Annotated in this window: 11 protein-coding genes; 2 read left to right on the forward strand and 9 right to left on the reverse strand. The window is 74.4% G+C overall.

The genetic code is table 11. The features are described from left to right. The first annotated feature begins 4 nt into the window (after positions 1-4). Positions 5-799, forward strand: coding sequence for an IclR family transcriptional regulator (locus ACQPX6_RS19495; protein ID WP_433782087.1), 795 nt, complete (start codon positions 5-7; stop codon positions 797-799). Between the two features lie 4 nt (positions 800-803). Here the strand turns inward: ACQPX6_RS19495 and purU are convergent, their stop codons facing one another. Both purU and ACQPX6_RS19505 read right to left on the reverse strand, forming a co-directional pair. Then, positions 804-1,646 (reverse strand): formyltetrahydrofolate deformylase, encoded by an 843-nt coding sequence (gene purU, locus ACQPX6_RS19500; protein ID WP_433782088.1) that lies wholly within the window; start codon positions 1,644-1,646, stop codon positions 804-806. Positions 1,647-1,656: 10 nt separating this feature from the next. Then, complete coding sequence (locus tag ACQPX6_RS19505) at positions 1,657-3,030, reverse strand: L-serine ammonia-lyase (protein ID WP_433782089.1); 1,374 nt, start codon at positions 3,028-3,030, stop codon at positions 1,657-1,659. Positions 3,031-3,096: 66 nt separating this feature from the next. Here ACQPX6_RS19505 and ACQPX6_RS19510 point away from each other — a divergent pair, with 66 nt between their 5' ends. After that, positions 3,097-3,762: a GntR family transcriptional regulator gene (locus tag ACQPX6_RS19510; protein ID WP_433782090.1), complete on the forward strand. Its 666-nt coding sequence runs from the start codon at positions 3,097-3,099 to the stop codon at positions 3,760-3,762. A 17-nt stretch (positions 3,763-3,779) separates the two neighbouring features. On the opposite strand, the gene ACQPX6_RS19515 is transcribed toward ACQPX6_RS19510, so the two are convergent. The 7 genes from ACQPX6_RS19515 to glyA are packed head-to-tail and all read right to left on the reverse strand — an operon-like array spanning position 3,780 to position 13,040. Then, positions 3,780-4,313, reverse strand: coding sequence for a cyclodeaminase/cyclohydrolase family protein (locus tag ACQPX6_RS19515; RefSeq protein ID WP_433782091.1), 534 nt, complete (start codon positions 4,311-4,313; stop codon positions 3,780-3,782). A 38-nt stretch (positions 4,314-4,351) separates the two neighbouring features. After that, a complete protein-coding gene (locus ACQPX6_RS19520) occupies positions 4,352-6,820 on the reverse strand; it encodes a GcvT family protein (protein WP_433782092.1) in 2,469 nt (822 codons plus the stop codon). Then, positions 6,817-7,440, reverse strand: a complete 624-nt coding sequence (locus ACQPX6_RS19525) for a sarcosine oxidase subunit gamma (protein WP_433782093.1) — start codon at positions 7,438-7,440, stop codon at positions 6,817-6,819. Before ACQPX6_RS19525 ends, ACQPX6_RS19520 begins: the two co-directional genes overlap by 4 nt. Continuing rightward, positions 7,433-10,201 (reverse strand): FAD-dependent oxidoreductase, encoded by a 2,769-nt coding sequence (locus ACQPX6_RS19530; protein ID WP_433782094.1) that lies wholly within the window; start codon positions 10,199-10,201, stop codon positions 7,433-7,435. Before ACQPX6_RS19530 ends, ACQPX6_RS19525 begins: the two co-directional genes overlap by 8 nt. Continuing rightward, the gene (locus tag ACQPX6_RS19535; protein WP_433782095.1) at positions 10,198-10,497 is read right to left on the reverse strand and encodes a sarcosine oxidase subunit delta; all 300 of its coding nucleotides are present in this window, start codon (positions 10,495-10,497) and stop codon (positions 10,198-10,200) included. The genes ACQPX6_RS19530 and ACQPX6_RS19535 overlap by 4 nt, the downstream gene beginning before the upstream one ends. Positions 10,498-10,509: 12 nt before the next feature. Next, positions 10,510-11,751, reverse strand: coding sequence for a sarcosine oxidase subunit beta family protein (locus ACQPX6_RS19540; protein ID WP_433782096.1), 1,242 nt, complete (start codon positions 11,749-11,751; stop codon positions 10,510-10,512). Continuing rightward, complete coding sequence (gene glyA, locus ACQPX6_RS19545; protein WP_433782097.1) at positions 11,748-13,040, reverse strand: serine hydroxymethyltransferase; 1,293 nt, start codon at positions 13,038-13,040, stop codon at positions 11,748-11,750. Before glyA ends, ACQPX6_RS19540 begins: the two co-directional genes overlap by 4 nt. Positions 13,041-13,103 lie beyond the last annotated feature (63 nt).

Below are 13,103 nucleotides of genomic sequence, written 5' to 3' on the forward strand. Positions count from 1 at the left end.
GGAGATGCCGGGGACGAAGAGGTCCGACGACACCGCGGAGAGGACGTCCTCGGTCCAGTCCGTCGACCGCGCGATCTCCATCCTGGAGCTGGTCGCCGCGCGCGGCGAGGTCGGCATCACCGAGATCGCCGAGGAGCTGGACGTCCACAAGTCCACGGCGTTCCGCCTCGTCGCGGCGCTCCAGAACCGCAACCTCCTCGAGCAGCTCGGGGAGCGCGGGAAGTACACGCTGAGCTTCGCCATCGTGCGGCTCGCGGCCGCCTCGACGGCCCGCCTCGACGTGGCCCGGCTGGGTCAGCCGATCTGCCAGCGCCTGGCGGAGAGCCTGGGCGAGACCGTGAACATCGCCGTCACCGACGGCGAGGCCGGCATCACCGTCGCGCAGGAGGACGGCACGGCGACGATCACCTCGCAGAACTGGGTGGGACGCCGGACCCCCTTGCACGCCACGTCGGCGGGCAAGGTGCTGCTCGCGTGGATGGACGAGGCGGATCGTCGCCCGATCCTGCGCAAGCGGCTCAAGCAGTTCACCGAGGACACCATCACCTCGGCCACCGAGCTGCGCACGGAGCTGGCGCGCGTGCTCGACGAGGGCCACGCCCGCTCGTTCGAGGAGCTCGAGGTCGGGATGCACGCCGTCGGCGTGCCCGTGTTCTCCGCCGACGGCTCGGTGGGCTCGGCGCTCAGCGCCACGGGCCCCTCGTACCGGCTGCCGCGGCGCCGGGCCCGCGCCATCGTCGGCGACCTGCGCGAGGCCGCCGCGGAGCTGTCGGCCAAGCTCGGCTACACCGGCACCTGACGTCTCAGCGGAAGACCACCGTGCGGTGGCCGTCGAGCAGCACGCGGCGCTGGCAGTGCCAGCGCACGGCCCGCGACAGGGCCATCGCCTCGGCGTCGCGGCCGACCTCCTGCAGCGCCTCGGGGTCGTACGAGTGGTCGATGCGCACGACCTCCTGCTCGATGATCGGCCCCTCGTCGAGGTCGGGCGTCACGTAGTGCGCGGTCGCGCCCACCAGCTTCACCCCGCGGTCGTGGGCCTGGTGATAGGGCTTGGCGCCCACGAACCCGGGCAGGAACGAGTGGTGGATGTTGATCGCCCGCCCCCGCAGCGCCGTGCAGGTCCGGTCGGAGAGGATCTGCATGTAGCGGGCGAGGACGACGAGCTCGGCGTCGAGGTCGTCGACGATCGCGAGCAGGCGCGCCTCGGCCTCGTCCTTCGTCGCCGGCGTGACGGGCACGTGGAGGAACGGGAGCCCGGCGGCCTCGGCCATCGGGCGCAGGTCCTCGTGGTTGGACACGACGCCGACGAGCTCGCCGCCGAGGCTGCCCGAGCGCCAGCGGAAGACCAGGTCGTTGAGGCAGTGCCCCGACCGCGACACCATGACGAGCACCCGGGCGGGGCGCTGCGGGTGGAACGCGTAGTCCATGCCGAACGCGGCCGCGACCGGCGCGAAGCCCGCGGCGACGGCCTCGACGTCGGCCTCCGTGGTGGCCCGCGTGCGCATGAACAGCCGCCCGCTGCGGGGGTCGTCGAACTGCTGGTGCTCGACGATGTCGCCGCCGTGCGCGGTGAGGTGGCTGCTGACCGCCCGCACGATGCCCGCGCGGTTCGGGCAGCTCAGGGTCAGGGTGAAGACGTCGGTCACGGGGTCCTCTTCAGCACTCGACGACGGTGAGAGCCAGCCCGCCGCGGGCCGTCTCCTTGTACTTGACCTTCATGTCGGCGCCGGTCTCGCGCATCGTCCTGATCGCCTTGTCCAGCGAGACGTGGTGGACGCCGTCGCCGCGCACGGCCATGCGGGCCGCGGTGATGGCCTTGACCGAGGCGACGGCGTTGCGCTCGATGCAGGGGATCTGCACGAGCCCGCCGACGGGGTCGCACGTCAGCCCGAGGTTGTGCTCGATGCCGATCTCGGCGGCGTTCTCGACCTGCTCGGGCGACCCGCCGAGCAGCTCCGCGAGCCCGGCGGCGGCCATCGAGCACGCCGAGCCGACCTCGCCCTGGCAGCCGACGTCCGCGCCCGAGATCGAGGCGTTGCGCTTGAACAGCAGCCCGACCGCGCCGGCGGTGAGCAGGAAGCGCACGACGGCGTCGTCGTCGAACCCCCGCACCGACGCCGCGGCGTGGAGCAGGACCGCGGGCACGATCCCCGCCGCGCCGTTGGTGGGGGCGGTGACCACCCGGCCGCCGGCGGCGTTCTCCTCGTTGACGGCCAGCGCGTGCAGCGTGACCCGGTCCATGGCCTGGGCGGCGACCCCCGCCCCGTCCTCCTCGTCGAGGCGGCGCCGCAGGTCGGCGGCGCGGCGGCGGACCCGCAGCCCCCCGGGCAGCACGCCCGGCGTGGTCGACCCGCGCTCGACGCACTCGCGCATGACCGACCAGAGGTGCAGCAGGCCGGCCCGGGTCTCCTGCTCGGGGCGCCACACCGCCTCGTTGGCGAGCATGACGTCGCTGATCCGCAGCCCGTGGGCACGGGCGATCGCGACGAGCTCGTCGCCGGAGGTGAAGGGGTGGCGCGCGGGCGTCGGGTCCTCGCGCAGCACCGGCTCGCCCGTCTCGTCCTCGTCGACGACGAAGCCCCCGCCGACCGAGTAGTACTCGCGGCGCTCGACGAGGTGCCCGTGCTCGTCGTGGGCGGTGAAGACCATGCCGTTGCTGTGGAACGACAGGCGCGCGCGGCGGTGGAGCACCACGTCGTCGTCGACCGAGAACGGGACGGTGTGCTTGCCGGCGAGGGCGATGCGCCCGCCGGCCCGGACGGCCGCGGCGATCGGCTCCGCCTCCACGGGGTCGACGAGGTGGGGCTGCTCGCCGGACAGGCCCAGCACCACCGCGCGCACGCTGCCGTGCCCGTGCCCGGTGGCGCCGAGCGAGCCGAAGAGCTCGCAGCGCACAGCGGCGACGCGGTGCAGCAGATCGGCGTCGTGCAGCCGCGAGACGAACAGGAAGGCGGCGCGCATCGGACCCACGGTGTGGGAGCTGGACGGGCCGATCCCGACCTTGAAGAGGTCGAACACCGAGATGGCCATAGAACTAGTATATCAGTCGTAGCCACCTGTTAGAAGAGACGAGATCGCTACGGTAAGGTCATCGCCGTGAGCCTCACGGACGAGCAGGTGTCGAGTCCCCCGCTGTCGCTCTCGGAGCGCGCCTACGCGGCCATCCAGGACAAGCTGATCATGTTGGAGATCCCCCCGATGGCCCCGATCGACGAGGTCGGCCTGGTGGAGTCGCTGGGGGTGGGGCGCACGCCGGTGCGCGAGGCCCTCAAGCGGCTCGAGGTCGACCGGCTGGTCGTGTCCTACGCGCGGCGCGGGACGTTCGCCACGGCCGTCGAGATCTCCGACCTCGCCTACATCTCCGAGATCCGCGTGCAGCTCGAGCCGCTGGCGGCCCGCCGCGCGGCCGAGAACGCCGGCCCGGCGATGCGCGAGGACCTGGCGGAGCTGGCCGACGCCACCGACGCCCTCGAGGTGCCGTCCCTGACGCGCGACGAGCTGATGCGCTGGGACCTGCGGGTGCACCGCGCCGTGTACCGGGCGTCGGGCAACCCGCACCTCGAGGACACCCTCGTGCGCTACGACAACCTGGCCACGCGGATCTTCTGCATCTTCCTCGACCGCATGACCGACTTCGTCTCGCACGTCGAGGAGCACGCGGGCCTGCTGCGCACGATCGCCGAGGGCGACGCCGACGGCGCGGCCCGGCGCGCGCGCCAGCACGTGCTCGGGTTCGAGAAGGCGATCCGCGCGGTCATCTGACGCGCGTCCCGCGCGCCTCAGCGCAGGATGCGCTCGCGGACGAAGGCCGTGATCTTCGCGGCGCGCAGGACGAGGTCGTCGACGGGCTCGACCGCGGTGAGGAGCCGCTCGCGCTCGCCGGGGTCCGCCACGTCCGCGAGGTCGACCTCGACGTCGACGCGCGCCGTCCCCGCCGCCGCGCGGACCGCCTCGGCGGCCGCCGCGAGGTCGACGGCGGCGGCGCGGGGCGCGAGCGGGCGCAGGGCCTCCACGAGGGCCAGGACGCGCTCGGCCAGGTCGATGACCTGCACCGACGAGCCGCCCGGCCCGCGAGGAGGGCCCTCGTCGACGGCGAGGCGCAGCGCGTCGGCGCGGAGCTCGTCCGCGCCGTCCCGCGTCCGCGCCAGGGTGTCGGCGTGCTCGGCGGCCACCCGGGGCTCGGCGTCCCGGGCGGCCTTCGCGACGAGCGCCGCCCCGTGGGCGGCGTGCAGCGCGGCACCGGCCCGGCCCCCCGGCCCGGGGCTCCGGGACGCGAGGGACTCCAGGAAGTGCTCGACCGTCTCGCTGCGCACTCAGGACCCCTTTCGCGGGGCTCGCGGAGGCTCGGAGATCAGCGCCGGATGCGCGTCATCTCCGGGTCGACGAGTGGTTCGGCGGCCACCGTGGCTCGGATGGGCCGACCGAAGTAGGAGATCTCGACGGCCGTGCCGACCGCGAGACCGGCCGGGAGCCACGCGTACGCCACCGGCCGACCGACGGTGTACCCGAACGCGGCCGATGTCACGTAGCCCGCGGGGACCCCGTCGACGAGCACCGGCTCGTGGCCGAGGACGATGTCGCCCGGGTCGTCCACGGTCAGGCACGTCAGCGAGCGCGCCACGTCCCGGTCGGCGCGCGCGGCGAGGGCGGCCCGCCCCACGAAGTCGCCCTTGGTGTCCGGGCGCACCGCGAAGCCCAGCCCGGCCTCGTACGGGTCGTGCTCGGTGGTCATGTCCGCGCCCCAGCTGCGGTAGCCCTTCTCCAGCCGCAGGCTGTTGAACGCGGCCCGGCCCGCGGCCACGACGCCCAGGGGCTGCCCGGCGCGCCACAGGGCGTCCCAGAGCCGCTGCCCGTACTCGGCCGTCGTGTAGATCTCCCAGCCGAGCTCGCCGACGTAGGACAGCCGCATCGCCGTCACGGGGACGCCGGCGATCCGGCCCTGCACGCAGCGGAAGTACTTCAGGCCCTCGTGCGAGAGGTCGAGCGCGGTCAGGGGCGCGACGAGGTCGCGGGCGAGCGGGCCCCAGACGCCGACGCAGCAGGTGCCACCGGTGGTCTCGCGCACCGTGACGTCGTCCCGGCCGGCCGCCTCCCGCTGCAGGTGGTGGACGTCGAGGGGGCCGTTGGCGCCGACCTGGAACAGCTCCGGCCCGAGGCGGGCGACGGTGAGGTCGCTGCGGATGCCGCCGGCCTCGTCGAGCATCAGCGTGTACTTCACCGTGCCCACCGAGGTGTCCATCTTCCCGGTGGTGAGCCGGTCGAGGAACGTCACCGCGCCGGGCCCGGACACCTCGACGCGGGTCAGCGGGGTCATGTCGTACATCGCCACCGCGGTGCGCGTCCTCCACGCCTCCACCGCGGCGACCGGCGAGTGGAACGCGCCCGACCACGCGTCGCGGGGCGGCGGCGTCCACTCGGGCGGCAGGTCGGCCACGAGCGGGGCGTTGGCCTCGTACCAGTGCGGGCGCTCCCAGCCGTGGGACTCGAGGAACACCGCGCCCAGCTCGACCTGCCGGGCGTGGAACGGGCTGACCCGGACGTCGCGGGGCGCGAGCCGGGGCTGCAGGGGGTGCACGATGTCGTAGATCTCGACGAAGTTCTGGGCCGAGGTCTGCGCGACGTAGTCGTCGTCGGTCTGGAACTCCTCGAAGCGGTGCACCGAGCAGCCGTGCAGGTCGAGCTCGCTGCGGCCGTCGACGAGGAGCTGGGCGACGCTGCGGGCGACGCCGGCGGAGTGGGTGACCCACACCGCCTCGGCGATCCAGAAGCCGGCGACGTCCGCCGACTCCCCGATCAGCGGGCCGCCGTCGGGCGTGAACGAGAAGACGCCGTTGAAGCCGGTGTCGATCTTGGAGTCGCGCAGCGACGGCAGCAGCAGCCGGCTCTGCTCCCAGGAGGGCGCGAAGTCCTCCTCGGTGAACGGCAGCATCGAGGGCTGGCGCGCGGCCGAGACGTCGTCGACCTCGGGGAGCTCGGCCAGCGACACCGGCATCGGGCGGTGGGCGTAGGAGCCGATGCCGATGCGGTCGTGGTGCTCGCGGTAGTAGAGGTCATGGTCCTGGTGCCGCAGGATCGGCAGCTGGGCCTCGACGTGCTCGTCCTTGCGCCCGACGAGGTCGGGCACCTGGTCGGTGACCACGTACTGGTGGGCCAGGGGCAGCAGCGGCACCCGCATCCCGACCATGTCGCCGATGGCCTGGCCCCAGAAGCCGGCGCAGGAGACGACGACGTCGGCGGCGACCTCGCCCTGGTCGGTCTGCACGCCGGTGACCCGGCCGTCATGGGTGGAGATGCCGGTGACCCGCGTCGAGCCGCGGAACGCCGCGCCGCGCGCCGTGGCCCGCCGCCTCAGCGCGGTGACCGCCCGGGCGGCCTTGGCCAGGCCGTCGGTGGGCGTGTGCAGGCCGCCGAGGACGCGCTCGCGGTCGACCAGCGGGTGGAGCCGGACGCACTCGTCGACGTCGACGACCCGCGCCGGGATGCCGCGCGCGGTGGCCCAGCCCTGCTTGCGGTGCAGGTCGGCGAGGCGCTCCGGGGTGGTGGCGACCTCGAGTCCGCCGACCTGGTCGAAGCACGCGGCGCCGTCGACCTCGAGGTCGAGGAACTTCTCCACGGTGTAGGTGGCGAACGCGCTCATCGTGCGCGACGCGTTGGTCTGGAACACCAGGCCCGGGGCGTGGGAGGTCGACCCGCCGGCCAGCGGCAGGGGCCCCTGGTCCAGGACGGTGACGTCGGTCCAGCCGCGGGCGGTGAGCTCGTCGGCGAGGTTGGCGCCGACGATGCCGGCCCCGATGACGACGACGCGGGGGGTGGTGCTCATGGCGTCTCCCAGGGAACGGAGTCGGAGCGGTACTCGGTGGCGGCGTCGACGAGCCGGTCGACGACGTGGGCGGCGATGGACGGGCGCACGAGGACCTGCAGGTCGTCGTCGCCGTGGGCGACCAGGAGGACCGCGGCCTGGCCGAGGAGGGTCTGGGCGCACCGGCCGGCGGGGAAGGACCGGGGGCGCAGGTCGAGCGCGCACCCGGTGGCCAGCAGCTCGCGGGCCGCGGTGCCCCGGACCCACAGGGCCGTGCGCTGCGCGGACACGTCGACGGCCATGCCGCCGTGGGCGGCCGCGGCCTCGTCGACCGCGAACTCCCAGTCCTCGGGGCGGGCCGCGGCGCTGGTCAGCAGCCACTCGTCGGGCCCGAGGCGCAGGGCCTGGCCTGCGGGCAGCGCGGTCCACGTGTCGGGGCGCGCCGGCAGCGGACCGCCGACGACCTGCTCGACGGCGGCCGGTCCCCCGCCGGCGGGGTCGACGCGCAGGTCGACGGCCGCGACGAGGCCCCCGAGCTCGAGGACCAGGGCCGGGGCGAGCTCGGCCGAGAGCGCCGCGAGCAGGTCGCGGTACCCCTCGAGGGGGTGGCGGGCGGTGAGGGTCGCGGTCGGCTCAGCCATCGCGGCGCGCTCCTTCGGGGTCGACGAGGACGGTGTCGCCGATCTGCGCGGCCACGAGCTCGCCGCCGACGGGGACCCCCACGACCTCGCCGATGCGCTCGCGGCCGCCCTTGACCAGGGCGAGCGCGAACGGCCGGGCGAGGGCCGCGCTGTGGTAGCTGGAGGTGACGTGGCCGAGCATCGGGACCGGCGGCGCCGGCAGGCGCCCGTCCTCGGCGAGGTGCACGATCTGGGAGCCCTCGGGCAGCTTCGTCGCCGCGTCGACGGGCAGCAGCGACACCAGCTGCTTGCGCCGCGGGTCCTGGTTCTGCGGGCGGGCGAAGGAGCGCTTGCCCAGGAAGTCGGGCTTCTTGCGCGACACCGCCCAGCCCAGGCCGAGGTCGTGCGGCGAGACGGTGCCGTCGGTGTCCTGCCCGATGATCGGGTAGCCCTTCTCGGCCCGCAGGACGTGCATCGTCTCGGTGCCGTAGGGCGTGATCCCGTACGGCCGGCCGGCCGCCACCAGCCGGTCCCACACCGCCGCGGCGTACCAGGAGCCGACGCTCACCTCGAAGGCGAGCTCGCCGGAGAACGAGATGCGCGCGAGGCGCACGGGCACGCCGTCGAGGGCGGTGTCCTGCCAGCTCATGAAGCCGAAGGCGTCGTTGGCGACATCGACCTCGGCGAAGACCGCGCCGACGACGTCGCGGGAGCGCGGTCCCGCCACCGCGAAGATCGAGAGCTGCTCGGTGACCGAGGTCAGCCGCACCCGCAGGTCCGGCCACTCGGTCTGGAGCCACTCCTCCATCCAGTCGAGGACGGGCGCGGCGTTGCCGGTGGTCGTGGTGACGAGGAAGCGGTCCTCAGCCAGGCGCAGCACGGTGCCGTCGTCGAAGACCATGCCGTCGTTGCCGCACATGACGCCGTAGCGCACGCGCCCGACCTTCAGGCTCGACATCGTGTTCGTGTAGAGCCGGTCGAGCAGCACCGCGGCGTCCGGCCCGCGGACGTCGATCTTGCCCAGGGTCGAGCCGTCCATGATGCCGACCGACGTGCGCACGGCGGCGCACTCGCGCAGCACCGCCGCCGTCATGTCCTCGCCGGCGTGCGGGTAGTGGCGGGCGCGCTTCCACTGCCCGACGTCCTCGAACTCCGCGCCCGCGGCCACGTGGCGGTCGTGGACCGCCGTCGTCCGCACGGGGTCGTAGAGGTCGCCGCGCGCCCGGCCGGCCAGCGCGGCGAACGCGACGGGCGTGTACGGCGGGCGGAAGGTGGTCGTGCCGAGGTCCTCGACCGGCCGGCCCAGCAGCTCGGCGGTGATCCCCGACGCGACGACCCCGGACGTCTTGCCCTGGTCGTGCGCGGTGCCGATCGTCGTGTAGCGCTTGACGTGCTCCACCGAGCGCATCCCGGCGCCCACGGCGCGGGCGATGTCGGCGACGGTGGCGTCGCGCTGGAGGTCGACGAACTGGCGGGCGGGGTCGCCCGCAGTGCGCCAGAGCACCCTCGTCGGCTCGCGCGGCTCCTCGTCGGCGTGCGGCGCGTCCGGCCCGCCGGCCTGGCGCAGACACCCGGCGAGGTCGAGCACGCCGTCGGCGGCGCCGACCACCTCGACGCCGGGCAGCGGCGTGCCGGGACGGAACGCGCCCAGCGCCGGGTCCCAGGTCAGGCGGCCGCCGACGTGGGTGAACAGGTGCACCGTCGGGTTCCAGCCGCCGCTGACCAGCAGCAGGTCGCAGGGCACCTCGCGGCGCTCCTCCCCCACCAGCGCGGCGGTGACGCGGTCATCCCCGCGCGTGCCGTGCACCTGCGTGTCGGCGGAGACCGCGATGCCGCGCCCGGCGCAGCGCCGGGCCCAGTCCTCGGGGACCCGGGACCGGGCGTCGAACACCCGGACCGCGGCACCCGCGTCGTGCAGGTCGACGGCGGCGGCGTACGCGGCGTCGTCGCTGGTGAACACGACGACCTCACGGCCGGCGAGCACGCCGTGGCGGTGCAGGAAGTCGCGCGCCGACGCGGCGAGCATGATCCCGGGGCGGTCGTCGTCCTCGAACACGATCGGTCGCTCGATCGCGCCGGCGGCGATCACCACGCGCGCGGCACGGATGCGGTGCACGCGCTGGCGCGAGCGCCGGCCGCCCGGGGCGTCGACGTGGTCGGTCCGCCGCTCCAGGGCGAGCACGAGGCCGTCGTCGTAGTGCCCGAACGCCGTCGTGCGCTGCAGGTGCGTCACGGTCGGCAGGGCGGCGAGCTCGGCGACGGTGTCGGCGACGAACTCCCGCGACGGGCGGCCGTCGACGGTCTCGGTGCCGGTGAGCGTGCCGCCGGGCTCGGGGCGGTCGTCGACGAGGACGACGTCGAGCCCCTCGCGGGCGGCGCGCCGGGCGGCGGTCAGCCCGGCGGGCCCGGCGCCGACGACCAGCACGTCGCAGTGGACGTGGCGGTGGTCGTGGCGGGCGACGTCGGCGACCTGGGAGAGCCGGCCCTGCCCGTTCACGCCGCGGGCGACGAGGCCGTCGGTGATCTCGACCGTGGACGCGAGCACCATCGGCTCGGGGAACGGCTCCTCGATCTGGACCAGGCCCGTCGGGTCCTCGACCCACGCGGCGCCGATGCCGCGGGGGCGCCCGAACTTGACGCTGGTGTCCAGCGGGCGCGCGTCGTGGGCCAGCAGCACCGAGGCGAGCGTGTCGCCGGGGTGCCCGGTGTAGGTGGTGCCGTCGACGGTGACGGTCACCGTGCGGCCGCGGTCGACACGGCCGTACCCCTCGACCCGGCTCACGAGGTCGCCCCCGATCCGGCAGTCGATCCGGCGGTCGGGGCCGCGAGGGGGCCGACGCTCAGGAACGCGTGGGTGCGGGTGTCGCGGACCGCGGTGAACCAGCGGCGGCAGCCCGCGCTGTGGGCCCAGCGCTCGGCGAAGGGCCCCTTGGGGTTGTCGCGGAAGAACACGAAGCGAGCCCACTGCTCGTCGGTCAGGGCGGCGGGATCGGACGGGTAGGCGACGTGGGCCTGGCCGCCGTAGGAGAACTCGAGCTCCTCGCGGGGGCCGCACCAGGGGCAGGCGATGAGTTGCACGGCGATCTCCACTCAGTGGGCCACGGCGGCGGCGCCGTGCTCGTCGACGAGGGCCCCGGTGACGAACCGGTCGAGGCCGAAGGGGGCGACCAGCGGGTGCGGGCGGCCGTGGGCCACGGTGTCGGCGAACGCCCAGCCGATCCCCGGGGTGGCCTTGAACCCGCCGGTCCCCCAGCCGCAGTTGAGGAACACGTTGTCGTAGGGGGTGCGCCCGACGATCGGGCTGGCGTCCGGCGTGACGTCGACGACGCCGGCCCAGCTGCGCAGCAGGTGCGCGCGGGCGAACACCGGGAAGAGCTCGACGGCGGCCGCCATCTGGCGCTCGATGATGTGGAAGGCGCCGCGCTGGGCGTAGCCGGTGGCGGCGTCCACGCCCGCGCCCATCACCAGCTCGCCCTTGTGCGCCTGCGAGACGTACACGTGCACGGCGTTGGACATGACGATCGTCGGGTGCACGGGCTCGAGGAGCTCCGAGACCAGCGCCTGCAGCGGGTGCGACTGCAAGGGCGCGGGGACGCCGAGCATGTCGAGCAGCACCGAGGTGTGGCCCGCGGCGCAGAGGGCGACGGTGCCGCAGCCGATGTCCCCGCGGGTCGTGCGGACGCCCGTCACGCGGTCGCCGTCGGTGACGAAGCCCGTGACCTCGCAGTCCTGGATGATGTCGATGCCCGCGTCGCTGGCGCGGCGGGCGAAGCCCCAGGCCACGTAGTCGTGCTTCGCGATCCCGGCCCGCGGCTGGAACGTCGCGCCCTGCACCGGGTAGCGGATGTCGGCGGAGACGTTGACGATCGGGCAGACCTTCGCCACCTCGTCGGGGGCGAGCCACTCGGCGTCGATCCCGTTGAGCTTGTTGGCCTCGACCCGGCGCACCGAGTCGCGGACGTCCTGCTCGGTGTGGGCGAGGTTGAGCACGCCGCGCTGGCTGAACAGGATCGGGTAGCCGAGGTCCTCCTCGAGCCCCTCCCAGAGCTTGAGCGCGTGCTCGTAGATGCCCGCCGACTCGTCCCAGAGGTAGTTCGAGCGGATCAGCGTGGTGTTGCGGGCCATGTTCCCGCCGGCCAGCCAGCCCTTCTCGAGCACGGCGACGTCGGTGATGCCGAGCTTGGCCAGGTAGTGCGCCGTGGCCAGGCCGTGCCCGCCGCCGCCGACGATGACGACGTCGTAGGACCTCTTGGGCTCGGCGTCGCGCCAGAGGGCATCGGGGTGCTCGGGCAGCGCGGCGCCCGGCGGGGTCGCGGATGGTGCGGTGCTCATGCCTGCAGCTCCGGGTAGAGGGGGTGGCGGTCGGCGAGGGCAGCGACGCGCTGTGCCAGGGCGTCCAGCTCGGCGTCGGTCACGGACGGGCGCAGCGCGCGGGCGACCACGTCGGCGACGACGCGGAAGTCCTCGGCGTCGAACCCGCGGGTGGCCAGGGCGGCGGTGCCGATGCGGACGCCGGAGCTGACCATCGGCGGGCGGGGGTCGAAGGGCACCGCGTTGCGGTTGACGGTGATCCCCACGCGGTGCAGGCGGTCCTCGGCCTGCTTCCCGTCGAGCTCGGCGTCGCGCAGGTCGACCAGGACGAGGTGGACGTCGGTGCCGCCGGACACGACGCCGACGCCCGGCTCCTCGAGCAGCCGCTCGGCGAGGATGCGGGCACCCGCGAGCGTGCGCTCCTGGCGCTCGCGGAACCCGGGCGTCGCGGCCAGCCCGAACGCCACCGCCTTGGCGGCGATCACGTGCTCGAGCGGGCCGCCCTGCTGGCCCGGGAAGACGCTCGAGTTCAGCTTCTTCGCGAGCTCCCGGGTGCCGGCGAGGATCACGCCGCCGCGCGGCCCACCGAGCGTCTTGTGCGTCGTCGAGGTGACGACGTGGGCGTGGGGCACCGGCGAGGGGTGCAGCCCGGCCGCGACCAGCCCGGCGAAGTGCGCCATGTCGACCATCAGCCAGGCGCCCACCGCGTCGGCGATGCGGCGGAACGCCGCGAAGTCCTGCTGGCGCGGGTAGGCCGACCAGCCGGCGATGATCAGCTTCGGCCGGTGGGAGTGCGCCAGGCGCTCGACCTCGTCCATGTCGACGCGGTGGTCGTCGGCGCGCACGTGGTAGGCGGCGACCTCGTAGAGGCGGCCCGAGAAGTTCAGGTGCATGCCGTGGGTGAGGTGGCCGCCGTGGGCCAGCGCGAGCCCGAGGATGGTGTCGCCGGGCTCGAGCAGGGCGGCCATGACCGCGGCGTTCGCCTGGGCGCCGGAGTGCGGCTGGACGTTGGCGTACTCGGCGCCGAACAGGGCCTTCAGCCGGTCGATCGCGAGCTGCTCGACGACGTCGACGTGCTCGCAGCCGCCGTAGTAGCGCCGGCCGGGGTAGCCCTCGGCGTACTTGTTGGTCAGGGCCGAGCCCTGGGCCTCCATGACCGCCTGCGGCGCGAAGTTCTCGCTCGCGATCATCTCGAGCGTCCGGTCCTGCCGGCGGAGCTCGGCCACGACCTGGGCGTGGACCTCCGGATCGGTGTCGGCGAGCGACCGGCCGAGCACCGCGGCGGCCTGGTCGGGAGCTGTGATCGACATTCGCGTACCTCTTGCTCGCCAACTGATATATCTACCGCTGCGGACTGTAGACACGGCCGTCGG

Source organism: Actinomycetospora sp. CA-101289, assembly GCF_050955895.1.
In the GTDB taxonomy this organism is placed as follows: domain Bacteria; phylum Actinomycetota; class Actinomycetes; order Mycobacteriales; family Pseudonocardiaceae; genus Actinomycetospora.

What these genes read in the sequence shown, in the direction of transcription:
- ACQPX6_RS19495 (WP_433782087.1), top strand. Translation starts at nt 5, where the DNA reads ATGCCGGGGACGAAGAGGTCCGACGACACCGCGGAGAGGACGTCCTCG.
- ACQPX6_RS19505 (WP_433782089.1), bottom strand. Translation starts at nt 3,030, where the DNA reads ATGGCCATCTCGGTGTTCGACCTCTTCAAGGTCGGGATCGGCCCGTCC.
- ACQPX6_RS19520 (WP_433782092.1), bottom strand. Translation starts at nt 6,820, where the DNA reads ATGAGCACCACCCCCCGCGTCGTCGTCATCGGGGCCGGCATCGTCGGC.
- ACQPX6_RS19525 (WP_433782093.1), bottom strand. Translation starts at nt 7,440, where the DNA reads ATGGCTGAGCCGACCGCGACCCTCACCGCCCGCCACCCCCTCGAGGGG.
- ACQPX6_RS19540 (WP_433782096.1), bottom strand. Translation starts at nt 11,751, where the DNA reads ATGAGCACCGCACCATCCGCGACCCCGCCGGGCGCCGCGCTGCCCGAG.
- glyA (WP_433782097.1), bottom strand. Translation starts at nt 13,040, where the DNA reads ATGTCGATCACAGCTCCCGACCAGGCCGCCGCGGTGCTCGGCCGGTCG.